At 72.7% G+C, this 25,925-nt stretch carries 16 protein-coding genes and 1 pseudogene; 8 read left to right on the top strand and 9 right to left on the bottom strand.

Translation table 11 applies throughout. The features are described 5' to 3' along the window. Nucleotides 1–7: 7 nt before the first annotated feature. The 3 genes from K7C98_RS13475 (at nt 8) to K7C98_RS13465 (ending at nt 1,604) form a co-directional block, all read left to right on the top strand. Nucleotides 8–358 (top strand): hypothetical protein, encoded by a 351-nt coding sequence (locus tag K7C98_RS13475; protein ID WP_224192042.1) that lies wholly within the window; start codon nt 8–10, stop codon nt 356–358. 156 nt (nt 359–514) lie between these two features. Further along, nucleotides 515–1,042 (top strand): hypothetical protein, encoded by a 528-nt coding sequence (locus K7C98_RS13470; protein ID WP_224192041.1) that lies wholly within the window; start codon nt 515–517, stop codon nt 1,040–1,042. A 40-nt stretch (nt 1,043–1,082) separates the two neighbouring features. Then, nucleotides 1,083–1,604, top strand: coding sequence for a hypothetical protein (locus tag K7C98_RS13465; RefSeq protein WP_224192040.1), 522 nt, complete (start codon nt 1,083–1,085; stop codon nt 1,602–1,604). An 87-nt stretch (nt 1,605–1,691) separates the two neighbouring features. Here K7C98_RS13465 and K7C98_RS13460 read toward each other — a convergent pair whose 3' ends face one another. Next, nucleotides 1,692–5,048, bottom strand: a complete 3,357-nt coding sequence (locus K7C98_RS13460; RefSeq protein WP_224192039.1) for an amidohydrolase family protein — start codon at nt 5,046–5,048, stop codon at nt 1,692–1,694. A 634-nt stretch (nt 5,049–5,682) separates the two neighbouring features. Beyond that, a pseudogene (gene aat, locus K7C98_RS44755) lies at nt 5,683–6,363 on the bottom strand (leucyl/phenylalanyl-tRNA--protein transferase); the annotation flags it as partial. Between the two features lie 47 nt (nt 6,364–6,410). Between aat and K7C98_RS13450 the strand changes: the two are divergent. Next, nucleotides 6,411–6,902, top strand: coding sequence for an alpha/beta hydrolase (locus K7C98_RS13450; protein WP_224192038.1), 492 nt, complete (start codon nt 6,411–6,413; stop codon nt 6,900–6,902). Between the two features lie 531 nt (nt 6,903–7,433). On the opposite strand, the gene smc is transcribed toward K7C98_RS13450, so the two are convergent. Further along, nucleotides 7,434–11,060, bottom strand: coding sequence for a chromosome segregation protein SMC (gene smc / locus K7C98_RS13445; protein ID WP_224192037.1), 3,627 nt, complete (start codon nt 11,058–11,060; stop codon nt 7,434–7,436). Nucleotides 11,061–11,291: 231 nt separating this feature from the next. Between smc and ftsY the strand changes: the two genes are divergently transcribed. The 3 genes from ftsY (at nt 11,292) to K7C98_RS13430 (ending at nt 15,000) form a co-directional block, all read left to right on the top strand. Next, nucleotides 11,292–12,467, top strand: coding sequence for a signal recognition particle-docking protein FtsY (ftsY, locus tag K7C98_RS13440; RefSeq protein ID WP_224192036.1), 1,176 nt, complete (start codon nt 11,292–11,294; stop codon nt 12,465–12,467). 532 nt (nt 12,468–12,999) lie between these two features. After that, a complete protein-coding gene (locus K7C98_RS13435) occupies nt 13,000–14,007 on the top strand; it encodes an outer membrane beta-barrel domain-containing protein (protein ID WP_224192035.1) in 1,008 nt (335 codons plus the stop codon). Between the two features lie 12 nt (nt 14,008–14,019). Next, nucleotides 14,020–15,000 carry an outer membrane beta-barrel domain-containing protein gene (locus K7C98_RS13430; protein ID WP_224192034.1) on the top strand — a complete coding sequence of 327 codons (981 nt, stop codon included), beginning with the start codon at nt 14,020–14,022 and terminating at the stop codon, nt 14,998–15,000. A gap of 235 nt (nt 15,001–15,235) precedes the next feature. On the opposite strand, the gene K7C98_RS13425 is transcribed toward K7C98_RS13430, so the two are convergent. The 5 genes from K7C98_RS13425 to K7C98_RS13405 form a co-directional block, all read right to left on the bottom strand. Further along, a complete protein-coding gene (locus K7C98_RS13425) occupies nt 15,236–15,667 on the bottom strand; it encodes a hypothetical protein (protein ID WP_224192033.1) in 432 nt (143 codons plus the stop codon). Nucleotides 15,668–15,863: 196 nt separating this feature from the next. After that, nucleotides 15,864–21,131: a sigma 54-interacting transcriptional regulator gene (locus K7C98_RS13420; RefSeq protein WP_224192032.1), complete on the bottom strand. Its 5,268-nt coding sequence runs from the start codon at nt 21,129–21,131 to the stop codon at nt 15,864–15,866. Further along, nucleotides 21,128–22,525: an AI-2E family transporter gene (locus tag K7C98_RS13415; protein ID WP_224192031.1), complete on the bottom strand. Its 1,398-nt coding sequence runs from the start codon at nt 22,523–22,525 to the stop codon at nt 21,128–21,130. The genes K7C98_RS13420 and K7C98_RS13415 overlap by 4 nt, the downstream gene beginning before the upstream one ends. Next, the gene (locus K7C98_RS13410) at nt 22,522–23,703 is read right to left on the bottom strand and encodes a tetratricopeptide repeat protein (RefSeq protein WP_224192030.1); all 1,182 of its coding nucleotides are present in this window, start codon (nt 23,701–23,703) and stop codon (nt 22,522–22,524) included. The genes K7C98_RS13415 and K7C98_RS13410 overlap by 4 nt, the downstream gene beginning before the upstream one ends. Continuing rightward, nucleotides 23,700–24,173 (bottom strand): hypothetical protein, encoded by a 474-nt coding sequence (locus K7C98_RS13405; RefSeq protein WP_224192029.1) that lies wholly within the window; start codon nt 24,171–24,173, stop codon nt 23,700–23,702. The genes K7C98_RS13410 and K7C98_RS13405 overlap by 4 nt, the downstream gene beginning before the upstream one ends. A 42-nt stretch (nt 24,174–24,215) precedes the next feature. Between K7C98_RS13405 and K7C98_RS45480 the strand changes: the two genes are divergently transcribed. Then, the gene (locus tag K7C98_RS45480) at nt 24,216–24,959 is read left to right on the top strand and encodes a MopE-related protein (protein WP_224192028.1); all 744 of its coding nucleotides are present in this window, start codon (nt 24,216–24,218) and stop codon (nt 24,957–24,959) included. Nucleotides 24,960–25,176: 217 nt separating this feature from the next. On the opposite strand, the gene K7C98_RS13395 is transcribed toward K7C98_RS45480, so the two are convergent. Then, nucleotides 25,177–25,887, bottom strand: coding sequence for a redoxin family protein (locus K7C98_RS13395; RefSeq protein ID WP_224192027.1), 711 nt, complete (start codon nt 25,885–25,887; stop codon nt 25,177–25,179). Between the last annotated feature and the right edge of the window lie 38 nt (nt 25,888–25,925).

Below are 25,925 nucleotides of genomic sequence, written 5' to 3'. Positions count from 1 at the left end.
CGCCTTCATGCCACGATCGCCCGGTTGGCTGCCCACCCTCCTCGGCCTCACCCTCGGCGCCCTGCTGAGCATCACCTGCGGGCCTCCGGGACCGCCCGGGGGGGACTGCCGCTACGACCCGCACTGTCCCGGGGGTGTCGGTGCCTTCTGCGAAGCCGACGACGAGTGCGGCTCGGGTCACTGCTGCGACAAGAAGGAGTGCGACGGCGGCATGTGCACCTTCGAGTGCGACAGCGACCCCGAGTGCCCGGCCGGCCTGCTGTGCGAGCACGGCGTCTGCCTCTACGCCTGCGCCACCGCGGCCGACTGCGCCCCCGGCCAGAAGTGCAAGCACGACGGCGTGTGCGAGTGGGACTAGGCCTTCAGGACATGTCCTGAGCACCAGGTCTCATCCGCCCTCGGGCGGCGAGGCCTGCCATACCCCGAGGTCGTCTGGGACATCTCGTCGCGGTGTCCTCGACGAAACCAGGGTAGGGTTCCTCTCCGTCGCGGCGTTGAGACACCACCGCGAGACATGTCCATGCCACGAGCCGTGATCCTCACCCTCCTCCTCGGCGCGACCGCGTGCGGCGGCGTCGAGCCATCCCCCGCCAGGACCGCAGATCCGGCCAAGCCCGCAGATCCGGTCAAGACCGCAGAGCCGGCCAACTCGGCGGAGCCGGCCAAGCCTGCCAGTCCCGCGGTCGTCGATCGCAGCAAGGATCCCGCCTTCGCCCTCGAGCAGGACGGCGACCACTACCTCGGCCCTGTCCGCGACGCCTGCCCCGAGGGGACCTACAGCGCCCCGGCCCCGAAGGTCGCGCCCGCCGTCGCCGACGGCAAGCTCCGCCTCGAGCTTCACTTCGGCGGCTGCCCGACCTGGCAACCCTACAGCGTCGTCGTCGGCAAGGGTTCACCGCTGCCGTTCTACGTCTGCGTCGATCCCGAGGCCGACAAGTGCGAGCTCGCCGGCAACAAGACCTGGCTGTTCGACATCGGCGCCGCGCTGCAGATCAACAGCGCGACCGAGGTCACCTACAGCGTCCCTGCCGGCGTTCGCTGAGCCATCGCTTCCACCAACCTTCTCCTCCCGCGAGATGCCCATGGAACGCTCGCTCGTCCTCCTCACCCTCCTCTCGCTCGCGGCCTGCGACAGCGGCAAGCCTGCGGCGGCTCCCGCTCCGGCCACTCCGGCCACCAAGGCCGCCGAGCCCGACAAGCCCAAGCCCGAACCGGCCCATTCCTCCAGCGATCCTGGCGCCGTCAGCACCAACGATCGCAGCAAGGATCCCGCCTTCGCCCTCAAGAAGGACGGCAACAACTACGTCGGCCTCGTCCTCGATCGCTGCCCCGACGGCACCCGGATCGCCGACAGGCTGCGCGAGGGCGAGCCGCAGCTCGCCGACTGCAAGATGACGCTCAACCTGTGGTACGGCGGCTGCCCGCGCTGGACCGGCTTCGCCGTCGTCCCCGGCCAGGGCTCGCCGCTGCCGTTCCATCTGTGCGAGGACATCGCGCACGACACGTGCGAGATGGACGGCCACGCGACCTGGGTGTTCGACCTCGGCGACGCGCTCAAGCAGAACAGCGCCACCGCCGTCACCTACGTCGTGCCGCGGCACTGACAGCTGCTCACGCGTCCTGGAGTTCGACAGCGGCGACGCACGACGCCACGGCGACGACCTGCGTCGGCCGTGGCCTGAGCCCGCCCCTCACCCCTCGCCGTGATCGCAGCGCGCGTGCTTCGGCGCCGTCGCCGGGCTCGCCTGCCCCTCCGCGGTCGCCCAGTAGAGCGGCTGCGGCACGTAGCCGAGCCCGCCGAGCTCGCGCATCGTCGCCGTCTCGAACACGCGGCCGCCGACGATCACGTGCGTCACCGAGTCGGTGTTGCGGATCTCCGCCAGCGGGTCCTTCGCCAGCACCGCGAGGTCGGCCAGCTTGCCGGGTTCGATCGATCCGATGTCGGCGTCGAGGCCGAGGTAACGGGCCCCGTTCAGCGTGCCCGCGCGCAGCGTCTCGAGCGGCGTCATCCCGCCCTGGGCCAGCATCCACAGCTCCCAGTGGGCCGCCAGGCCCTCGCGCTGGCCGTGCGCGCCGAGGTTCACCCCGACCCCCGCGTCGAGCAGCTTCTTCGCCGACGCCGAAGAGCGGAAGTGGTTCCAGTCGCCCTCCGACGCCGTCACGCGCCGGTACGCCACGCCGGCGAACGCGTGCTGCGGCACGAAGCGGGTCAGCGCCGCGTTCTTCCACACGTCGGTCATCGCGTACCAGTAGTTCTCGCCGCCGAGCCCGCCGTACGCGACCCCGAGCGTCGGCGTGTAACCGACCTTCGTGCCGCCCCACAGCTGCAGCGCGTCGGCGTAGAGCGTCGCCACCGGCACCGAGTGTTCGACCCCCGTGTGGCCGTCGGTCACCATCGTCATGTTGTGGTGGTAGAGCGCCCCGCCCTCGGGCACCACCATCATCTCGAGCTCGCGGGCCGCGGCCAGCACCTGCTGGCGCTGCTCACGACGCGGCTGGTTGTAGCTCTTGACCGAGAACGCCCCGACCGCCTTCATGCGCCGCAGGTGCGAGCGCGCGTCGTCGAGCGAGTCGATCTGCGCCTTGAACGGCGCCAGCGCCCCGTAGAGGATCGTCCCGGTCGAGTAGAGCCGCGGCGCCGCGATCAGCCCCGCCTTCTGCAGCTCGCTGGCCGCGAAGATCGTCGCCGTGTCGTTGCTCGGGTCGTGCAGCGTCGTCACGCCGAACGCCAGCGCCGCCAGGTGGTGCCAGTTCTGCTCCGGCACGATGCCCTGCTCGCCGGCCGAGAAGTGCGCGTGCACGTCGACCAGCCCCGGGATCACCGTCGCGCCCTTGAGGTCGATCGTGCGCGCGCCGGCCGGGATCGCCACCTGTCCTTGAGGACCGACGGCCTGGATCCGGTCGTCCTGGATCACGATCGTCGCCGACTCGATCACCTCGTCGCCCTTCATCGTGATCGCCCGCGCGCCGACCAGCGCCACCGCGCCTTTCGGGCGCGCCGTCGCCGTCGTGAACCCGATCTCGATCCCCGGCGCGTCGGGCAGCGGCCCCTCGGGCGGCCTCGCGTCCGCGCGCAGGAACGCGAACGCCTCGTCGAGCGCGCGCGTGTACAGCTGCGGCCCCAGCGACCAGTGCAGGCGCTTGCTGTCGCCCGACCAGTGCAGTTCGTTGCCCGCGTCCTTCGACACCGTGACCGCCGGCACCGCCTCCATCCGCGGCGCCAGGTCGATCACCCGCCCCGTCGCCGGGAACGGCGCCACGTGGGCCTGGAAGCCCTCTTGCCAGGCGATCCACTGCCCGTCGGGCGACACCTTGAACGCCGTCGCCAGCTCGCTGTTCGCGTGGTGATACGGCTCGGTCCCGTCGAGCCCCACGCTCCACAGCTGCACCTTGTCGTCGCCCTCGAGCGCGTAGAACAGGCGGTCGTTGGCCGCCCCGAAGTGCGGCTGCTCGCCCTCGCGGACGATCCGCTTCGGCGCCCCGCCGCGGAGCGGCACCGCGTACAGCCCGAGCTCCTCCGACCACGCCGGCGAGCGCGTCCACCCGCCCGCCACCTTGCGATAGATCACCGTCTGCCCGTCGGGCGACACCGTCGGCTCGACGTAGTGGCCCGGCTCGCTCGTCAGCACCCGGCTCTTGCCGCCCTTGGCCGGCATCACGCGCACGCTGCCGAACCCCTGGTCGTCCCACGTCGCGTACACGATCGACTTGCCGTCGCGCGTGAACGTCGGGTAGAGCTCGACGTGCTCGTTCTGGCTGGTCAGCCGCTTCGGCTGTCCGTCGGGCAATGTCCTCACGTACAGCTTGCCGAGCGCCTGATAGACCACCGACTTGCCGTCGGGGCTGACCGTCGGCCAGCGCAGCATCTTCACCGCGAACTCCGGCGGCGCCACCTTCACCGGGTAGCGGAGCGCCGGCTGGACCTTGCGCGTCGTCTTGACGTGGAACGCGATGTCGCTGACCTTGCCGCTGGCGACGTCGACGCGGTGCAGCTTGCCGCCGCTCCAGTACACGATCGCGCGGTCGTCGGGCGTGAACGCCATCGCCGGGTACACCCCGTGGATCGCCCACGTCTCCTGGTTGTCGCGCTCGAGCCCGCGGGCCACCAGCCGCTCCAGCCCGCTCTTCGTGTCGCGCACGTACAGCGCCGTCGAGCCCGGGTGCTGCGGCGTCGCCCCGATCCGGCGGATGAACGCCAGCGACTTGCCGTCGTGCGACGGCGTCGGGCGGGCCGCGCCACCTGGCCCTCCGACCAGGTTCTCGATGCGCCCCGTCGCCCGCTCGAGCCGGCGGATCGTGTAGATGCCGGAGTACGGATCCTTGTTGTACTCGAAGCGCGACCCCGGCGTCGTGTCCTGGCTGAAGTACACGTACTTGCCGTCGGGCGAGAACGCCGGCTCGTTGACATCCTTCTGGTCGTTCGGCTTCTCGGTCATCGCCAGGCCCTTGCCGCCCGACACGTGGTACAGCCAGATCTCGCCCGACCCCAGGCTGCGGTGCTTGGTGAAGTGCTTGCGCGCCGCGATGAAGTTGCCGTCCGGCGACCAGACCGGCGAGTTGACCAGCCGGAAGTCCTCCTTCGTCACCTGCCGCGCCTCGCCGCCCACGCGCGGCATGACCCACACGTTGTCGCCGCCGCCGCGATCGCTGGTGAACGCGATCCACTTGCCGTCGGGGCTGTAGCGCGGCTGCATGTCCCACGCCAGACCCGACGTCAGCGCCTTCGCCTCGCCGCCCGCGATCGGCAGCGTGTACAGGTCGCCGAGCAGGTCGAACACGATCTCGGTCCCGTCAGGGCTGACGTCGAGGCTCATCCACGTGCCCTCGGTGACGTCGATCGCGACCTCCGTCTCCTCGCCCGGCGGATCGTTCACGTCCCACTTCGGCGCCTCCTCCTTGCCGTCGGCGCCGGCCTTGCCCGGCGTCGCCGGGGCCGGCGGCGGCGCGCCCGGCTGATGCGCCAGCGGCGGCGTGGGAGCCGCCGTACGGGTCGTACAGGCCGTGAAGAGGAGCGGTGCGAGGAGGCGAACGACGCGCGAGCGTGGCATGCGATTGGGGCGCGGATGATACCCCCGCGCACCTCCGCCCGTCACGCCCGACGCAGCCGAATGGCCCCTGCGAGCCCGCTGCGCCGCGGCGTCGCCCTCGCCGACCCGACCCTCACCCGCCGCTCGCCCCGCCCCCCGGCCCCTGCGCCCCCTCGCCGTCGGGCACCTCACCTGTCCCTCGCGCCAGGCCCTCGCCCCGCGATCGCCCAGTCTCGGCCCCGCCCGCACCGACCTCCGCCGCTCCCGACCCGGCCCCGGCGCTCGCCTGCTCACCTGTCCCGTGCGCCATGTCGCCCACGCCCGTGCCCTCGCCTGCCCCTCGCGCCTTCTCGTCCGCTCCCGTCCCCTCACCTGTCCCATGCGCCATGTCGCCGATCTCCGCCGCAGCGCCGGCCGCTCGCGCTGCCTCGCCCGCCCCCGTCTCCTCACCTGTCCCTCGCGCCATCTCATCGCCGCCCACGGGCCCCTCCGCGTGTACGCGCGCGGCGCTCCCTCGCCGCTTGCGGCGCCCCGGCGGTCGCTCCTCGCGCGCTCCCTCGCCCGCATCACCTGTCTCTCGGGACATCCGCCACATCACCGGCGGCGGCGCCTCGCGCGGCGGCGGTCCGCCGTCCTTGCGCCCGGCGAGGTCCTCGTCGAGCCGCCACACTCCCACGCGCCAGGGGCGTGCCACCCCTTCCGTCAGTCGGCGCATGAACTCCGCCCGCTCGACCGGAGCCGCCCCGAAGCGGCGCAGGTGGGCCGTCTCGACCTGGCAATCGATCAGCGAGAACTCCCACCGGCGCAGCTGTTCGGCGAGGGCCACGAACGCGATCTTCGACGCATCGTCCGCGCGGGCGAACATGCTCTCGCCGCAGAACACCGACCCGATCGCCAGCCCGTACAGCCCGCCGACCAGGCGTTCGCCGTCCCACGCCTCCACGCTGTGGACCAGGCCGCGGCGGTGCAGATCGATGAACGCCGCCCGGATCCCCGGCGTGATCCACGTGCGGTCCTGACCCGGGCGCGGCGTCTCGGCGCACGCCGCGATGACTGCCTCGAAGGCCAGGTCGAGCGTGATCCGGTACGGCCGGCGGCGGATCGCCTTCGCCAGCGAGCGCGGCACCTCGATCGCGCCCGGCACCAGCACCGCCCGCGGCGCCGGCGACCACCACAGCAGCGGCTCGTCCTCGCTGCTCCACGGGAAGATCCCGTGCGCGTACGCCAGCAGCAGCCGCTCCGGACGCAGATCTCCGCCGAGCGCCAGCAGTCCGTCCGGCTCGGCCTGACTCGGGTCGGGGAACACCAGCTCGTCCGTCAACGCGAACACCGGCATGGGCATGGCCTACCACGGCGGCTGGTCCGCCGCGTATCCTCCCGCGCATGAAGGTCGTCTTCTGTCATGGCCTCGAGGGCAGCCCGCAGGGACGCAAGGCGCGGGCGTTGCGGGCCGCCGGCCTCGACCTCCTCGCCCCCGACTTCACCGGCATGAACCTCGCCGCGCGCGTCGCCACCCTCCTGCCCGAGCTCGCCGCCCACGACGGCTGCGTCCTCGTCGGCTCGAGCTACGGCGGCCTCACCGCCCTGTGCGGCGCGATCCTCCACGCCCGCGCCGGCGGTCACGTCCACGGCCTCGTCCTCTGCGCCCCCGCCCTCATCGTCCACGAGCCCCCGGCCGACGCCCTCGACCTCGCCCCCCCGTGCCCCACCATCGCCATCCACGGCCGCCACGACGAGCTCATCCCCGTCGCCGCCGTCGAGGCCTGGGCCGCCGCCCACCCGCGCGTCCGCCTCGACGTCGTCGACGACGCCCACGTCCTCGCCCACTCGCTCGACCGCATCGTCGCCGCCACCCGCGAACTCCTGGCCGGCTGACCTCCCCGCCGTCCGCGGGCATGTCCTCACGAACATACCCGATCGGCCATGCCCATTCGCACATGCGCGTACGAGCATGTCCCTGCGGCCATCCACACTCGCCCATCTCCGCCCGGCCACGAGCGGGGCCACCACACACTCCGCCGGGGCGGCCCGGGGACGGCGCAGCGGGAAGCAGCGGGGGGCTCTGCACCTGGCGCGCAGACGCCGGGCCTATCTCCGGACTCGCCCCACTCGCCTGCGGCGTCGAGCACCTGGTGTGGAAGGACCCGCGTCGCAGGGACCCGCTGCGCCGTCCCCGGGCCGCCCCGCCACGCTCTCCACGCCCCGCGACCCCGCACCCGAGACTCTCCACGCCCCGCGACCCCGCACCCGAGACTCTCCACGCCCCGCGACCCCGCACCCGAGACTCTCCACGCCCCGCGACTCCCCACACGAGACGCCCCGCCGGGCAGCACCGTCATCGCCCGCTCGATCGCCTCGAGCCGCCAACACGCCGGCCGGTGCTGCAACTCTCGACGGGCGTGCGGCTCAGGCCACCGCCATCTCGACCGCGCGCTTGATGTTCACGCTGACGAGCTTCGACACGCCGCGGGTCTCCATCGTCACGCCGTACAGGCGGTCCGCGATCTCCATCGTCCGCTTGTTGTGGGTGATGATGATGAACTGGGTGTTCTGCGCCATCTCCTGGACCATCGCGCCGAAGCGGCCGACGTTCGCCTCGTCGAGCGGCGCGTCGACCTCGTCGAGGAGGCAGAACGGGCTCGGCTTGATGAGGAAGATGGCGAAGATGAGGCTCACCGCCGTCAGCGCCTTCTCGCCGCCCGACAGCAGCTCGAGGTTGCGGACCTGCTTGCCCGGCGGCTGGGCCTGGATCTCCACCCCCGTGCCGAGCAGGTCGCCGGGGTCGGTCAGCTTGAGCAGGGCCTGGCCACCGTTGAACAGGCGCGGGAACACCTGCTGGAACCGCTCGTTGATCTCGCGGAACGTCTCGAGGAACCGCTCGCGCGTCGTCTTGTTGATCTTGTCGATCGCCTCTTGAAGCTGGGAGATCGCCGACTCGAGGTCGCGCTTCTGCGTCGACAGGTACTCGCAGCGGCTCGACACCTCCTCGAACTCCTCGATCGCCGTCAGGTTGACCTCGCCCATGCGGGCCAGCACGCGCTTGAGCTCCTGCTGGCGCGCCGCCGAGTCGGGGCCGGCCAGCGGGCGGTCGTGGTAGTCGCACAGCGACAGCTCGAGCTCGGCGTCGAAGCGCTCGCGGATGTCGGCCGCCAGGTGCTGCGCCTCCATCCGCTGCTCTTTCAGCGCGCTCTCCACCTCGGCCAGGCGCTCGCGCTGCTCGTCGAGCCCGTTGCGCAGCTTGCGGACCGACAGGTCGAGCTCGTCGGTGGCCGTGCGGACCGCGTCGTGGGCCTCGCGCGCCGCCTGCAGCGTCGTCGTCGCGGTGCGGTGGGCCTCCAGCTGCTGCTCGCGCTCGGCCTCTGCCGCTTGCAGCGCCTCCTCGAGCGCCGCGATCTTCGCCTCGCCCTCGACCTGGGCCTGGCCGAGCCGTTGCAGGCGCTCGTCCTCCGCCGCGACCTGGCGCGACAGCCGGGCCTCGGCCGCCGTCAGCGCCCCGAGCTGTTGCTGGAAGCGCGCCAGCGCCACCTTCGCCTCGGTCAGCATCTCCGCGACCTGGGCTTGCTGCTCGCGCAGCATCTCGATGCGCGCCTCGGCGTCGACGATCGTCTGCTGCAGCCCTGGCAGCTCCTCGCGGACCTGCGCCAGCTCCTCGGTCAGGCGCGCGCGCTCCTCCTCACGCCCGCCGAGCGACGCCTGCAGCTTGTTGCGCTCCTTCGTCAGCTGCTCGACCCGCTGGGCCAGCTGCTGGATCTCCCGCTGCAGGCGGCTGACCTCCTGCACGCGCGCCAGCTTGACCCGCTCCGACTCGAGCAGCTCCATCTCGCTCATCTCGCGCTCGGCCTCGAGCTGGCTCTGGCGCTCGACCAGCAGCTGGAGCTGCTCGAACGCCGCCGCGACCTCCGCCTCGCGGGCGGTCACCTGCTCGTGCAGCTCGCGGATCTCCCGCTTCTGCTGCAGCAGCGCCGAGTCGAGCCCCTGCGCCGACCCGCCGATCACCACGCCTGTCGGCTCGACGCGGTCGCCGGCCAGCGTGACCAGCGGCGCCGTCGCCCCGGCCTGCCACAGCTCGAGCGCCTGCGGCAGGTCCTCGACCACCACCGTGTCGCCGAGCAGCGCCCGGGCCAGCGGCCGCAGCTCGCCGGGCACCTCGATCGCGTCCACCAGGCGACCCACCACGCCTGGTCGTTCGAGCATGTCCTCGAGACCAGGGCCGAACGACCCTGCCCCTTCGGACATGCCCTCGGCGCCAGCCATACGAGGCCGGCACTCGCGCGGCAGGAACGAGGTGCGGCCCTCCTGCTTGGCCTTGAGCAGCGCGACCGCCGCGGCGCTGGCGCGCACCCCGTCGACGACCACGCCCTGGAGGCGGTCGCCGAGCACCGCCGACAGCGCCGCCTCGAGGTTGGCCGGCGCCGCCAGGTGGTCGGCGAGGATGCCGAGGATCGCCCCGCCGGCCTCGGCCCCCAGCGCCTCGCGGTTCTGGATGACCACCTGCACCCCGCTGGCGCAGCCGCGGTAGCGCTTCTGGATCTCCTCGAGCGACTGCACCCGCGACTGCACCCGCTGCAGCTGGGCGCGGGCGCCGTCGTGGGCCTGCTCCGCCGCCTTGATCTGCCCCTTGAGCGCCTGCTTCTCGCGGTCGTGGGCGGCGCGGCGCTCGCCGAGCGCGGCCACCCGCTCGAGCGCCGCCTCACGGGCCGCCTCGGCGACCTCGAGGTCGCCGCGGTCGCGCTCGAGCTGGATCCCGAGCAGCTCTGTCTCCTGGGACAGGCCGGAGATCCGCTGCTCGAGATCCGACAACCCCTCGGCGCGGGCCTGCAGCTGCGCCGCCGCGGTCGCCTCGCGCTGGTGCAGGCGGGCCAGGCTCTGCCGCCCGCGCTCGAACTCGGACACCTCGCCGCGCAGCCGCGCCGCCAGCCCGTCGTGCTCCTCTTGCAGGCGCGCCGCCGCCTCGTCGTGGCCCTCGTCGGCGCCCTCGCGCAGCTCGGCCAGCTGGGCCGTGACCTGCTCGAGCTCGCCGCGCAGCGCCGCCAGCGAGCGCTCGGCCGCGGCCGCCTCGGCGCGCGCCTGCGTGACCGCCTGGCGCGCCCCCTCCTGCTCGCGACGGCGGAACTGGCCCTCGCTCTCGGCCAGCTTGATGCGGTTGTCGAGGTCGAACACCGCCGTCTGGGCCGCGCGCAGCTCCTCCTCGCGCTGCAGCAGCTCGGTGCGCTGGGCCTCGCCGCGCGCGTCGGCGGCCGCGAGCGTGGCCCGCATGTCGTCGACCTGCTCGCCGAGCTCCCCGCGCCGCTTCTCGAGCACCCGCCGCGTCGCCTCGAGCTCGAGGAAGCGATGGCTGGCGATCCACAGATCGAGGTCGCGCAGCTCGGCGCGGTAGCGCTTGTAGCGCTCGGCCTTCTGCGCCTGCCGGCGCAGGTTGCCGACCCGCGCCTCGAGCTCCGACAGCACGTCGGACACGCGCAGCAGGTTCTGCTGCGTCTGCTCGATCTTCTTCTCGGCGGCCTGCTTCTGCGCCTTGAAGCGGGTGATGCCGGCCGCCTCGTCGATGATGTAGCGGCGCTCCTCCGCCTTCGAGCTGACGATCCGGCCGACCTGGCCCTGCTCGATGATCGAGTAGCCGCGGGTGCCGGCGCCGGTGCCCGCCATCAATTCCTGGATATCGCGCAGGCGGCACGGCACCTTGTTGATCAGGTACTCGCTGGTGCCGTCGCGGAACAGCCGGCGCGTCACCGCGATCTCGGCGAAGTTGAGGTACGCCGCCGGGACCTGCCCGTTGTTCTGGAAGGTCAGCGTCACCTCGGCCGCGTTGCCCGGCCCGCGCGTCGAGCAGCCGGCGAAGATCACGTCGGCCATGCCCTGACCGCGCAGGTGCTTGGCCCGCTGCTCGCCGAGGCACCAGCGCATCGCGTCGACCACGTTCGACTTGCCGCAGCCGTTGGGACCGAGGATCGCCGTCACGTGGTCGTCGACATGGATGACCTCGCGGTCCGCGAAGGACTTGAACCCGTTGACCTCGATCTTCTTGATTCGCATCGCTGGGCGCGCAAAAAAACGCTGGCGTCCGCGAGATAGCACCACCCGCCGCCCTGGAAAAGCCCGCCGCGACGATCTCCGGCGACGAACTGCGGGTCTGGCGACCCGGGGCACGCCCGGACCCGCCGGCGCCCGCGACCCGCGCCCGGAGATCTCCCAGATCTCGCGGAGCGACGGGCGAACCCTTCAAGAGCGGCGCCGGCTGTGCTACCGCTGCAGTGGCAGTCGCCGATGACCTCGACCGAGATCTACCTGCTCCTCGCCATCCTCGGCGCCCTCCTTGTCACCGGCGGCGTCGTCTACGCGCGTCGGCGCGCCCTCCCGCCGGCCAAGGCGCCGCCCGAATTGCCAGCTGGCGAAGCGGACAGGGCCCTCGCGCCCGGACCCGAAGCGCCGGTGCGCCGCCCTCCCGAGGCCCCGGTCCGGCCGCTCACGCCGGAGGAGCTCGCCCGCGCCGCCGAGCAGGAGCGCTACGTCCAGGGCCTCGCGCGCACCCGCGGCGGCTTCGTCGCCAAGCTCGCGCGCCTGTTCCGCGGCCGCCCTCGCGTGAGCGCCGAGCTGCGCGACGAGGTCGAGAGCGTCCTTTTCACCGCCGACATCGGCGCCAAGGCGGCGCAGAAGCTGCTCGATCAGGTCACCGATCTCCTCAACACCAGCGACGTCGCCGACGCCGACAAGGTCTGGACCGTCATCCGCAGCGCCGCGCGCCAGATCCTGAACGTCCCGGCCGCGCCGCTCGACTACAGCCCGAACCCGCCGCCGTACGTGCTCCTGATGATCGGCGTCAACGGCGTCGGCAAGACCACCACGCTCGGCAAGCTGGCCGCCTTCCACAAGGCCGCCGGGCGCCGCGTCCTGCTCGTCGCCGGCGACACCTTCCGCGCCGCCGCCGGCGAGCAGCTCGAGATCTGGGCCCGCCGCGTCGGCTGCGAGATCCACCTCGGCAAGGAGAACGCCGACCCCTCGAGCGTGATCCACGACGGCATCGCCCGCGGCGCCCGCGAGGGCTTCGACGTCGTCCTCTGCGACACCGCCGGTCGGCTCCACACCAAGAAGGAGCTGATGGACGAGTTGCAGAAGATCCGCCGCTCGTGCGCCAAGGCGCTGGCGCGGGCCCGCGGCGTCGGCGAGAGCGACGTCCACGGCCCGCACGACACCTTCCTCGTGCTCGACGCCACCATCGGCCAGAACGCGCTGGCCCAGGCGGTCCTGTTCAAGGAGACGATGGACTTCACCGGCCTCGTCCTCACCAAGCTCGACGGCACCGCCAAGGGCGGCGTGGTGCTCGGGGTGTGCGACGAGCTGCGGGTGCCGGTCCGCTTCATCGGCATCGGCGAGAAGATCGACGACTTGCGCCCGTTCGACCCCGACGCGTTCGTGGAAGCGATGTTCGGCGATCCCCAGTGACTGGCACTTTCTACGATTCAATACCGTGTTTGAAATTGCGCCCTCGACGCCTCGACGCACGCTCGTGACGGGTCACGTAACCCCCGGCGCGGAGATCGTCTTCCGCAATCTCGCGGCCGGCTCGGCGTTCCGGCGTCGGGCCTTCACCTGCGAGAATGCCGGCCCTGGGGCCTACGCGGCCCCATGCGTGCCTTTGCTCCAAACAGCGCCCGGCATCAAAGATAGCTTGTCCTGTTGTGACCTAGTGGTTGGCTGTGATACCGTCCGACACCCCTAAACCGGTGTCTATGGCATCGGTAGTCGGGTGCCCTCTGGGCCTGCTGATTTCCTCCCCCAGCTCTTCCCGCTCCGGCATTCTCTTCACGGCCCTCCCGGCCTGGAACCGCCCATCTGGGCCTGCACTCGAGTTCCTGCTACTTGTCCTCCGGCCCTCGGGCCAGAAGCCTCGTCCCTACGGCCCACCAGGGCCTCTCCACAGGCCGCTGGGCCTGACCTCCGAGATACCCACGTGCCAGTCGACCTTGAGGTGAGCATGCGACGTTCTTTGACCGGCTCGGCTGTTCTCCTGGCAGCCTGGGCCTTCACTGCTCCTGGAACCGCCCTCGCGGCACCCGCACCCGCCCCTGCCCCCGCCGCACCTGCGGCACCGGCCGACGACGACACCATCGTCCTCGACGAGGCCGAAGGCGAGACGCCTGCCAAGCCCGCCGGCGATGCCAAGGCTGGAGGCGGCGCCGAAGCCGAGGCCGGAGGGTCGACCGATCTGTTCGGCGACGAGAACAAGGGCAAGGCGGCGCCCACGGGCGAGGCCGGCAAGGTCAGCGCGACCTCCGAAGCCGACCAGTTGAAGCAGGACAAGGCGTTCATCACCGTCGTGCAGCGCCAGCGCTTCCTGAAGAAGAAGCGCTTCGAGCTGCAGCCGCAGGTCGGCATCACGGTCAACGATCCCTTCGTCCGCCACTTCACCGTCGGCGCCGAGCTCAACTACTGGATCACCAACCGCATGGCGGTCGGCCTCACGGGCACGGCCTTCATCGGCAACAAGACCTCGCGGTACACCAACATCCGCTTCCAGGAGAGCGTGCTGTTGACCGCGAACAAGACGCTCTGGCAGGCGAGCGTCAACTTCCTCTACAACCCCTTCTACGGCAAGATCGCGGTGTTCAACCGCGCGCTGATGCACTGGGAGTCGTACATCCAGGTCGGCGGCGGCGCGATCCAGACGCAGGTGATTCCGCGTTACGAGGCGATCCACGAGCCGTTCCGCCACCTCACCGGCCAGGGCAACTTCGCCATCGGCGCCCGGTTCTACGGGCCGCGGGTCGACTGGATCTCGGTCAACTTCGGCGTTCGCACCTGGATCTACCAGGATAAGCTCGAGCCCACGGAGCGCGGCCCCGGCCCGAACCAGCTCGCGATGTACGACGACGCGGGCGTCGCCAAGGAGAACGCGGTCAAGAAGCTCGCCTTCAACGTGGTCTTCTTCCTGGGGCTCAGCTTCTACTTCCCCACCTCCTTCCAGTACACCACCCGCCGCTAAGAGCACCTCGACATGCACAGGATTCGATCGCTCACTGTTCTGGCGGCATCCCTGGTCGCCGTTACGCTGCTCCCCGACACCGCGCAGGCCAAGCGGAAGAGCCCGCTCGAGGGCAAGCCGGTCGTCGTCCGCAAGCTCGAGCTGCGTAAGCTTCGCTTCGGCATCACGCCCTTCGTCGGCATGAGCCTGTCGCAGACCTTCGTCCACAAGGGCTACGCGGGCGGCAAGCTGCACTTCGACTTCACCGACTGGATCGGCATCCAGGCGAAGTTCGCGTACGGCGTGATCAACCGCGACGCCAAGCTGCTCAAGGCGCTCAACGACGAGTCCGGCGGCCTCCCGCGCGGCATCCCGCCGATGAGCGAGGAGAACCAGTCGCTGGCGCCGAAACGACAGCTCTCCGACTTCAACAGCCCCGCGCCGCTGCTCCACGACTTCCAGTCGGGCCTCACCCGCAACAACTGGCTGGCCAGCTTCGACGTCGTGTTCAAGCCCTTCAGCGGCAAGCTGGGCCTGTTCTCGGGCATCTTTACCGAGTACGACATGTACCTGTTCGCCGGCCTCGGCCTGGCCAACTTCGGTCGCCACTACCCGAACGCGAAGTCGACCTCGGAGTTGCTCGGCCTCAACACCGACTTGAGCAACCCGGCCACCTACTGCCTCGAGATGAACGGCGACACCAACCGCGAGTGTTACCTGCACCCGGTCAAGGCCGACACGGGCATCAAGGTCGGTCCGAGCTTCGGCGGCGGCGTCAACATCTTCCTCGCCGACTTCGCCTCGCTCAACCTCGATGTCCACGACATCATGACCTACAACAACGCGGCCGGCCTCAACGCGACCACCACGGACGTGCCGCCGAAGGTCGACAAGCAGGACGCCAACTGGAACCACAACGTGATGTTCTCGCTCGGCGTCACGTTCTACTTCCCGCCGAAGGCCAAGCGCTCGCAGCTCAAGATCGGCGGCAACAAGCCGGCCGGCGCCAAGTAAGCGCCCGCCGCGCTCGAGCCCCGACACAGGCCCGTCAGCCCCGCTGACGGGCCTTCGCGTTTTCCGCCCGCGTACGACCTGTCCCTCGGGCCAGCCTACGTCGGGCGTCGACGAGGCGTCGACGCGAGACAGACCGAGCAAGCCCGCTGACACATCCGCGCGCTGCGGCCTCCGTACGACCTGCCCTTCAGGCCAGCCGGCACGGCCGCCGCTCAGGCGGCCCTCGGTCTCGTCCTCAGCACTCCTCCGCCAGCTCCATCGTCACGACCGTCTTGTCGTCCGCATCGATGTCGGCGACGTAGAAGGTGTGTCGGCTCGCCTGTCCGTCAGGACCTGGCTCTTCGGACCAAACCTCGAGGCAGTTGTCGGTGAGGTCGAGCTTGACGGCGCTGAACTCGAACTCGCCGTACTGGTCGGCGTAGACGAAGAAGCCGCGCCCGCTCGAACGGTCGTAGAGGAACACCCGCGTGTCGACCACCGGGTCCTCGACGTCGAGGTTCCCCTGCACGTCGAAGTATTGCACCGGGGCCGCCTTGAGGCTCGGCGGCGGCACCGGCACGGAGATGCCGAACTGGCCGGTGAACGGGCTGTCGGTGCGCCCGACGAGGTGCGTGTTGCAGGCGCTCAGGACCGCCAGGGCAGCGACGAGGATGGCGCGGAAGGGCATGGACCGATACTCCGAGCGGTTGCCGACGCACGGGCGAGGCCGTGGGTCTGCGACCACCATCGCATTTTGCAAACCTTGCACCAACCCCGATGCTCCGAGATCGCTGGATAAAGACCGGCTGCCCCGCAACTGCGATGCCGAAGGGAGGCCATCCTGCCAACATGGTTGGCGACCCGCCCTCGCCCGCGCAGGCCGCTCAGTCCTCGTCGTCGCCGCCGCTCTCGAGCCGCCGCAGCTTCTTCTGCAGCCCGAAGCGCGACAGCCCGAGCAGCGTCGCCGCGCGCGTCTGATTGCCGCCGGCCGTCTGCAGCGCCCGGTCGATCAGCTCGCGCTCGAGCCGCTCGACGCGCGGTCGCAGGCGCAGGTCGTCGGGGTCGGGCGTCCCGGCCGCGGGCGCCTCGCGGATCGCCGGCGACAGATCGTCCGGCTCCACGCGCGCCTCGCACAGCGCGACCCACCGCTGCACCTCGTTCTCGAGCTCGCGGATGTTGCCCGGCCAGGCGTAGCGAGCGAGCGCCCGCACGGCGGACGCGCTGACCGTCAGCCGCCGCCCGCGATCGTACTTGCCCAGGAAGTGTTCGATGAGCAGCGGCAGGTCCTCGGTGCGCGCGCGCAGCGGCGGCAGCTCGACCTTCACCACGCGGACCCGGTACAGCAGGTCCTTGCGGAACTGCCCGGCCGCCACCATCGCGTCGAGGTCGCGGTTGCTGGCCGCGATGACCCGCACGTCGATCTTGCGCACGGCAGTGTCGCCGACGCGCCGGACCTCGCCCTCCTGCAGCACGCGCAGCAGCTTCGTCTGCATCGCCGGGCTCATCTCGCCGATCTCGTCGAGGAACAGCGTGCCCCCGTCGGCCGCCTCGAACAGCCCCGGCGTGGCCCGCTGCGCCCCGGTGAACGCGCCCCTGGCGTGGCCGAACAGCACGCTCTCGAGCAGCGTCTCCGGGATGGCCCCGCAGTTCTCGGCCACGAACGGCCGCGCCCGCCGCGGTCCGCCGTCGTGGATCGCCCGCGCGACCAGCTCCTTGCCGGTCCCGCTCTCGCCGTAGATCACCACCGGCACGTCGCTGTCGGCCAGGCGGTCGACCAGGCGGAACACCGCCTGGATCGCACCTGTCCCTCCGACCATGCCCCCGTAGCCCCGTCGCTCGGGCGTGCGGGCCGCCTCGCGCAGGCCGCGGACCTCGAGCTCGCGCTCCTCGAGCAGCGCCGCCAGCTCGCGCCCGCGCTCCGCCAGCGCCGCGACCGCACCGCGGTGCGCGATGGCCAGCGCCGCCAGCTCGGCGAACTCCTCGAGCCGCGCCAGGTCGGCCTCGCCCCAGGCCCCGCGCCGCAGCCGGTGGTCGACGTACAGCGCCCCCAGCAGCGCGCCGCGGTGCACCAGCGGCACCGCCAGCACGCTGCGCAGGTTGAGGTGGCTGATCGAGCGCGACTGTCCGAAGCGATCGTCGGTGATCGCGTCGACGCTGAGGATCGGCGCGCCCTCGGCGATCACGCGGTCGAGCACCGAGCGCGAGAACGTCCCGCCGGGCCCGCCCGCGAGCTCGCGCGCGATCAAGGTCGGCTCCGTCGGACCGCTGCGCGTCGGCGCCGGCAACACCGCGATCGCCCCCCGCTCCGCGTCGCACAGCTCCATCGCCGCGTCGACGACCTGCGCCAGCAAGCGGCCGAGGTCGTCCTCGCGGACCAGCCGGCGATACATCCGCAGCAGGTGCCCGGGATCGCCGGCCCGACGCTCCGGCTCGGCGGGTGTCGGCTCGCTCGCCGCCTCACCTGTACTTTCGGGCAGGTCGCTCAGGAGCGCCGCGAGGGCCGCGCGATCGCCCGACTCCGCGAGCAGGGCCGCGCGGGCGCCGGGCTTGTCGAGGTCGGGGATCTTGCTCATCAATGCCTCCCAGGTGTGCGCGGCGCGACGCGCCAGCGCAGGTCGCCGCGGGTCGCTCGGGCTCAGGATAGCGTGAAGGACCTGGTCGTACTGCCAGGCCAGCTCGAGGCGCCCGCGCGCCGCCAGATCGGTCGACCGCGGCAACTCGGCCAGCAGCTGACCCGCGCGCGCGAGCTCGCCGGCCGCCCCGCTGGCCGCGGCCGCGAGCAGCCGCTCGAGCGCCGCGCCGACCCGCAGCTCCTCGTCGCCGGCGTCGATCCCCTGCTCCGCCGCCGCCAGCAGCTCGGCGGCTCGCGTCGGCTGGCCGCAGCGCCGGGCCGCCGCCGCCGCCCGCAGCCACGCCTCGCTGGCGTCGCGCGCCGCCCCGGCCCGCTGCAGCTCGTCCGCCGCCGCCGCGAACGCGTGCGCCACCGCGGCGTCGCTGCTGCGCCCGCGCAGTCGCTCGCCCCACACCAGCTCGGCCTGCACCCGCCCGAGCCGCGCCCGCGCGAGCGAGCTCGACGTGTCCCCCAGCGTCTGCGCCAGCAGCACCGACAGGCGCACCGCCTCGGCCTGCGCCCCCGCGCGCACCAGCAGCTGCACGAGGTTCTCGGCCAGCTCCGGCAGCGCCTGCACGCGCCCGAGCGCCAGGTACCCGCGCAGCGCCTGCCGCCCGTACTCGAGCCCGCGACCCAGCTCGCCGCTGACGATCGCCAGCGCCGCCAGGTTGGCCGCCAGCAGCGTGCGCCCTATCGCCTCGCCCGCCCGTTCGAAGGCCGACGCCGCCCGTCCGTACGCCGCCTCGGCGAGCCCCAGCTGCCCGCGCAGGTGGGCCAGGTTGCCGCGCACCTGCTCGATGCGCGCCTGCAGCCCCGGGTACCCCGACGCCGTCCCGAGCCGCTCATCTGCGCGCTCCAGCCAGCCCTCCGCGCGCCCCTCCGCGCCGCCGTAGATCGCCGCCAGCGCGGCCCACAGCCACGCCTCCGCCGCCCCCGGCCCGGTCGACGCCAGCGCCGCTTCGAGCATGTCCTCTGGGACATGTCCGACATCACCTGTCGCTTCCGCCAGGCTCGCCTGTCCCTTCAAACCTGTCTCTTCCGCCGCTGCGGGCTCCGCCAGGCGGCGCGCCTCGAGCACCGCCTCGCTCGCGCGCCCGAGGTCCGTCAGCGCCCGCCAGCGCAGCCCCACGGCCGTCGCCCGCAGCTCGGCGGCGAGCTCCGGGTCGTCGAGCAGGGCGTCGAGCCGCGCCAGCGCCTCGCCCGCGCGCCCGGTCTGCTCGAGCGCCCGCGCCGCGATCAGCCCGCAGCGCGGTCCCCCGGCCTCCGCCAGGGCCAGCGCCCGCCCGGCCTGGCCGGCGCGCAGCAGCGCCGCGGCCAGCTTGGCCCGCGCCGCGTCGGGCAACCCCGCGTCGATCCGCTCGAGCAGGCGCGGCAGCGCCGGGTCGCGCTCCCACGCGCCACCCGTCTCCGGACACGCGGCCAGCCAGCGCGCCACCGCGGCCGGCGACTCGGCGTCGACCGCCAGCGCCAGCGACACCCCGCGCCTCCCGCCTGGCGACATGTCTCCAAGGGCATGTTCTTCGGGCCCGGAGCCCCCGCGCCCGCCCGCTCCGTTCTCACAGGATCGATCGGACATGTCCTCCACGACATGTCCTTCGCGCTCCGATGCGTCGAGCGCACTCTCCGCCGCCATCCCTCTCCCTGCACTCCGGGGCATGTCCTCCGCGACATGTGCTTCACGTCCCGACGCCGGGTCGCCCGCCCGACTCTGACCTGCATCTCGGGACATGTCCTCTTCGCCATGTCCCGCGCGTCCCCCCGCCTCGTCGCGCCCCGGCGCGTCCCCGAGCTCCGCCAGCCGCTCGCGCGCCAGCTCGCGCACGCGCGGGCCGAACGTCCGCCGCGCCGCCGCCAGCGCCCAGCCGAGCGGCACCCCGCCCGGCGCGAACAGGTGCGCGGCGCCGAGGCCGGCCCCGGTGGCGACCGCCGCCTCGCGGCCCTCCGCCGTCCACGCGGCCTCGAGCACCAGCCGCGCCCGCCCGGCGTCGAGGGCCCCGCGCGCCGTCGCCGACGCCCCGGCGATCCCCTCGGGTGTGGGCCGCGACAGCGACGCCCGCGCGCACGCCTCGATCGCCTCGATCGTGGCTCCCGGCCAGCCGCCGGTGGCCGCGCGCAGCGCCGAGGCCCAGCCCTCGCGCTCCTCCGGCGGATCGAGCACCGGCTGCAGCGCCTGCATCAACTCGTCCGCCGACCACGGCCGCAGCTCGAGCACCGCGATCGGCGGCTCGCCGCGCCCGGCCGCCTCCGCGCCCGCGCGAGCCAGCGCCGCCCCGACCTCCGGCGCCACCGGCACGACCAGCGTCGTCCGGGCCATCGCCGCCGCCGCCGCGAGCACCGCCGCCCTGCGCCTTGCGACATGCTCTTCGTCACCGGACTCTTCGGCCAGGTCACCCGGCCACGGCGGCGCCTCCGGCAGCCCGAACACCGCCTCCTCCGCGCCGGCGATCCACGCCTCGATCCACCCGGCCGCCGGCACCGCCAGCGCCGCACCGAGCCGCTCCGCCGGGCACAGCCGCGCCGGCGGGCCCTCGGCCTGGGCCTGCAGGGTGGCGACGAGCTCCTCGACCACGCGCGCGCGGCCCGAGCCCGGCGGTCCGGCCACGGCGATCAGCCGGGCCCGCGGCGCCGGCAGCAGCAGCGCCAGCGCCGGCGCCAGCGACGTGCCCGCGTACGGCCAGCGGGCCGGCAGCCACCACGTGGGACCTGCCTCCGAGACCATGTCCGATGGACCATGTCCTGCACGACACGTCAGGAGCGCCGCCTGCAGGCGCGCCAGCACCAGCCGCAGGTCGACCAGCCGGCGCGCCCCGTCGAGCGCCAGCAGTCGGCGCAGCAGCGCCAGCAGCTCGTCCGGCGCCGCCTTGCCCTCGGCGAGCTCCGCCAGCCTGGCGTCGACCGCCCGCTCGCCGCGGCGCAGCGCGTCCACCAGGGCCTCCGGGCGCGACCACGGGGCCGCGCCGAACAGGCGGAAGCACAGCAGACAGCCGAGCGCGAACACGTCGGCCGCCGGCCCGCCGCCGCCGGCCAGCGCCTCCGGCGCGAGGAAGCCCGGCGTGCCGCAACCGAGGCAGCCGACCTGGCCGAAGTCGGTGAGCACCACCCCGCCCTCGCCCGCCAGCACGTTGCCCGGGCTGACGTCGCCGTGGTGCGTGCCGGCCTCGTGGATCGCCCGCAGCGCGTGGGCCACCGCGATCGCCTCCGCCAGCGCCTCGGCGGCCGGCGCCGGTCCGGCCCGCAGCGGCGCCCCGTCGATCCACCCGGTCACCAGCCACGCGCCGCCACCTGTCTCATGGAGCAGCTCGAGCGCGGCCGGCAGGTGCGGCGAGCTGACGCGCCGCAGCACCCGGAACGCCTGCCGCACCTGGGCCGCGCGCTCCGGCGGCACGCGCTTCAGCGCGACGCGGCGACCCCCGGCGTCGGCGTCGAGCGCCGTCCACGTCCCGCCCTCGGCGCCCTCGCCCAGCCGCGCGACCGCGACGAACCGGGGCGGCAGGCCGAAGGCGAGGTCGCGCTCCTCACCGCCCACGGCTGCCTCCGTCACGGCCCGGGGAAGCGGTCCGACGAGCCGCTGTCGCCGGCGAAGCTGCCCGAGTCGGCCGCCACGCGCGACACGTCGACCGAGGTCGTCACCGACTGCATCGCCGGCACCACGTCGCCCGACGTGCTCGGCCCGTGGTGGTAGCGCGAGCGCCGGAACGCGAACAGGAACAGCGTCTGCAGCATGCTCGCCACCGGCGCCGCCAGCAGCGCCCCGGTCAGCCCGTACACGTGCTCACCGGCCAGCAGCGCGAAGATCACGACCACCGGGTGCATGTGCGCCGCGTCGCCGATGATCTTCGGGTTGAACACGTTGGCCTCGAGCAGGTGGATGCCGGCGATCCACGCCAGCATCAGCAGCGGCGGCCCGAACGCCAGGCCCGCCTCGTTCGACACCAGCGCCACCAGCAGGATCGGGATCGACGAGATGATGGTGCCGAAGATCGGCACCAGGCTGAACGCCGCCGCCACCACCGCCAGCAAGAAGCTGTACTTGATGTCGAAGATGACGAGGCCGATGTAGGTCAGCACCCCGTTGACGAGGCAGATCAGCAGCTGGCCGCGGATGACCCCGGCGAGGCCGACGTCGAGCAGCCCCGTGATCTCGTCGTAGGTGCGGCGGTGCTGGATCGGCACCATCGCCCGCACGAACCCCATCACCCGCTGCGGGTTGACGAGGATGAACGCCGCGAGCATCAGCGTGATCGTGAAGTTGGTGAGGAACGTCGTGACCCCGCTGACCAGGCTGCGCAAGAACCCCGCGATCTGGCCGGTGTACTCGGTGCCCTTCGACATCACCAGCTTGCGCAGGGTGTCGGTCAGCTTCTTCTCCTCGGTCGAGCTCGGGGCCGCGATGTCGTAGCGGCCGTCGCCCGCCTCCGAGATGCTGAGGTGCGCGCCCTCGAGGCTGATCGACCACGAGCCGTCGCCGTTGGGCCGCGCGAGCAGCTCCGACTTCTTCGGCGGCTCCGGCGGCGCGGTCGCCAGCGCCGCCTCGTCGAGCTGGTGGAGCGTGCCGAGCGAGCCGTCGACCCACCGCGACGCCTGCGGCAGCACGTTCTCGTCGAGGTACTCGATCGCCGCCGGCGCCGTGTCGCGCAGGCGCGAGAAGTCCTGCACCAGCGCCGGCAGGAACAGCGTCAGGAACGCCGTCATCAGGCCGAACAGCGACAGATAGACGAGGATGACCGAAAGGACACGTCCGAGCCGGACCTGCATCCGGTTGATCACCGGCGCCATCAGGTACGCCAGGGCGAACGCGAACACGAACGGGACCATCACCTCGCGGAACACGATCGCGAGGAGCACCGGGAACAGCAGGAAGCCCCACAGCCGGAGGAACTGCCCGATCGATGCGAGCAGCTCGCGGCGGCGCGACGGCGGCGTCGGTTCGGTCATGCCCGGCTCCTGCTGCTGGTGCGCGGGCTCAAGTCTTCGACCGCGACGGCGCTGTCCCAGGCCCCGCAGCTGCAGCGGAAGCCGAACCTGACCATCGGCGCGGCGCACTGCCGGCACACGAGCGTGGGGGGCGTGATGTCTTTCATCGCGGCGTCGCGGACGGAGACGCCAGGGGCCGAATCGCGCGGCCCCTGGGCGAGGCGCAAGCGTATCAGGCCGAGCGCCGCCGCGGGGGAGCGCGACGCGACCCGTTCGAGCGCCCCGGCCGCCTGCTCCGGCTCACGCCGGGCCACACGCTCGGCCAGCGCCACCACGAGGCTGCTCGCGCTCGCCGTGCGCAAGCTCGCCTGCATGCGCTCGAGCAGTTCGTCCTGCGCCCCCTCCTCGACCGCCCACGACCAGGCCTCGGCCGTCAGCGCGTGCGCGCCCGCGGGCGCCAGCTCCCACGCCCGCTGCCAGGCCTCCAGCGCCTGCTCGCGCTCGCCGGCGGCCGCGTCGATGCGGGCCCGGGCCGTCCAGACGTGCCCGCTGTCGGGCGCCAGCTCGAGCGCCCGGTCGACCAGCTTGCGCGCCTTCCGGGGATCGCCTTCGTGCAGCGCCGCCAGGGCCTGACCCGCGACCGCGTGGCCGCGACCGATCCGCGATTGCCTCCGTCGCCGCGCCGGCGCCAGCTTCTCGTGCCGCTCCCACGCCGCCGCCGCGCGCTCCCACGCCCCCGCCTGCTCGAGCGCCTGCGCCAGCGACTCGAGCGTCGCCACCGACCGCGGTGCCAGACTGATCGCCCGCGTCAGCGCCCCCACGGCCGCCTGCTCGTTGCCCTGAGCCAGCAGATCGCGCCCGAGCCCGACCAGCCCGGCGACCCGCAGCTCGGGCGGCAGATCGGCCGACGCCAGCACGGTGCGGTGCAGCGCCTTGGCCCGCTCGACGCGGCCGCGCCGGCGGTCGAGGGCCGCCAGGGCGAGGAACACGCTGGCGTCGTTCGGTTCGGCCTCGGCGATCCGCTCGAGCTCCTCGGCCACGTTCTCGACGTCGCCTTCGGCCAACTCGTGGACCACGTGACCGCGGCGGGCCAGCCGCTCGATCGCCTCGCGTCGCGGCGCCAGGCGCCACCACGCCAGGGCCACCCCGAGCCCGCCGCCGGCCAGCGCCGCGGCGACGATCGCCAGCACCTCGCTCACCCGACGTCCCCTTCGCGCCGCGGCTGCGGTCCCGACCAGGCGCGAGGCGCCGCCATGCTCTGCGCCGACGTCCCGAGCATCACGGGTCGGCGCGTGTCGCTGAGGTGGGCCTCGCGGGCCAGCAATTCGTCCTCGTCCTCCTGTCGCAGAGGCAACGTGCGGAGCTCGAGCACCTCGCGCTCGAGTTCGCGGGTGCGTCGTTGCGCGATCGCCGCAGCGCGGATCTTGAACGGCGCGCGGATGGCCGAGAGCGCCAGCAAAGCGCCCGTGGCGACCCAACCGGCCAGCAGCGCCGCGCTGTGGACTTCGAAGCGGCGGCGGACGAGCGACGGCGAAAGATCGCCGGCGGGCAACCAGAGCACCACCTCGACCCATCCGGTGTTGGCGCCCAGCGTGGCGATCGTCCACACGAGGCCCAGCGCGAGCAGGATGAGGCTGACCAGGAGGTAGACTTTGCCCAGCAGGGACACTTTCGTGCGGCGGATGATAACAGGGGGTGTATAGTCCCGGCCATGGGAAACCCCGCAGCGTCCTTTTTCGCTTTCGGCACTGGGATCCTCCGCAGCGGATGCCTCGCCGGGCTCGCGATCGGCGCCTTTGTCGGCGCGTGCGCCAATACCGACCAGAACCTCGAGCGGCAGCGGCTGCTCGAGGAGCTCAACTCCGCCGGCAGCAAGCCCGCGCAGTGCAAGCCGAAGATCCTAGAGTCCTGCTACGACGGCCCGCAGGGCACCTCTGGCCGCGGCCTCTGCAAGGACGGCACGCGCACCTGCAGCGACGACGCGATCTGGGGTCAGTGCACCGGCCAGGTGACGCCGGTCAAGGAGCTCTGCAACCGCAAGGACGACGACTGCGACGGCATCGTCGACAACGACTTCGAGCGCGAGGGCGCCACCTGCACCATCGGCAAGGGCGAGTGCAAGTCCTCGGGCGTATGGAAGTGCAACCCCGACGGCCTCGGCGCCACGTGTGACGCTCCGCCGCCGGCCATCAAGGCCGAGGTCTGCGACGGCGAGGACAACGACTGCGACGGCCAGATCGACGAGGACATCGCCGGCACCGGCGTCCCCTGCCAGACCGGCAAGCCCGGCGCCTGCGCCCCCGGCCTCATGCAGTGCCTCGGCGGCCGCATCCAGTGCGTCGCCAACGTCCAGCCGAGCCAGGAGATCTGCAACAACGTCGACGACGACTGCAACAACGTCGTCGACGACCGCTGCCTCACCGCCGAGGAGGCCGCCAAGCTCAAGAGCAAGTGAGCCGGCGGCTCCTGCCCGTCCCGCGGCGCGGCGCCCTCCAGGGCCCGCGCCGTTCGCGTCTGTGCGTCCGGACATGTCGCATCGGACATGCCCTCCAGAACATGTCCTTGCGCCCCTGTCCGAAGGGACAGCCGCTGACTGACCCCATCGCCCGCGAAAGCGAAGCGCCGGCGAGCGTGTGCTCGGCCGGCGCGTCACCTGCCCCGAAGGACAGCCGTCACTTGGCGTACTTGACCGTGCAGCCCCACGCGCGCGTGTCGGCGGTGGCGACCGGCTTGCCGGCCAGCACGGCAGCCAGCGCGTCCTCGAACAGCGCCACCCGCGTACCGCCGTCGGGCTCGCCCATCGGCGCGTTGTCGAGGCCGCCGCGGTAGACCAGCGCCCCCTCGGCGTCGACGATGTACATGTGCGGGGTATTGGTGGCCCCGTAGGCGTGCCCGACCGCACCTGTCTCATCGAGCAGGATCGGGTGCGCCAGCGACCAGGTCTTGGCGGCGGCCAGGTTGACCTCCGCGCCGTGGCCCTGCTTGCCCGGCGCGCCGGAGTTGATCGCCAGCCACGCGACCGTCGGCGACGCGGCCGTCGTCTTCGCCGCCAGCTCCTTGAGCGGGCCGGCGTCGTGGGCCGCCTTGACGAACGGGCACTCGGGGTTGAACCACTCGAGCACCACCGTCTTGCCGCGCAGGTCGGACAGCTTGACCGTCTTGCCGTCGGCCGTCGCCAGCGTGAAGTCGGGCGCCGGCTTGCCGATCGCGGCCACCGCCGACGGATCGGCCAGCGGACTGGGCGCGGACTCCGGGGGCGGCGGGGTCTTGGCCTCGCCGCCCGCGGGCGGCGTCTTGTTCGGCGTTTCGGCCGCCTGCGGCGGTTTTGCGCCGTCGCAGGCGGTCAGGGCGAGGGCGAGGGCGAGCAAGGTTCGCGGGGTCACGGCAGGCTCCTGGGTGGCGCTCTTTGCGTATCCTGGGC

The organism is Nannocystis pusilla (assembly GCF_020073745.1).
GTDB lineage: Bacteria > Myxococcota_A > Polyangia > Nannocystales > Nannocystaceae > Nannocystis > Nannocystis radixulma.
Note: the sequence above shows the minus strand (reverse complement) of the source record. Positions and strands in the feature narration are given on the sequence as shown.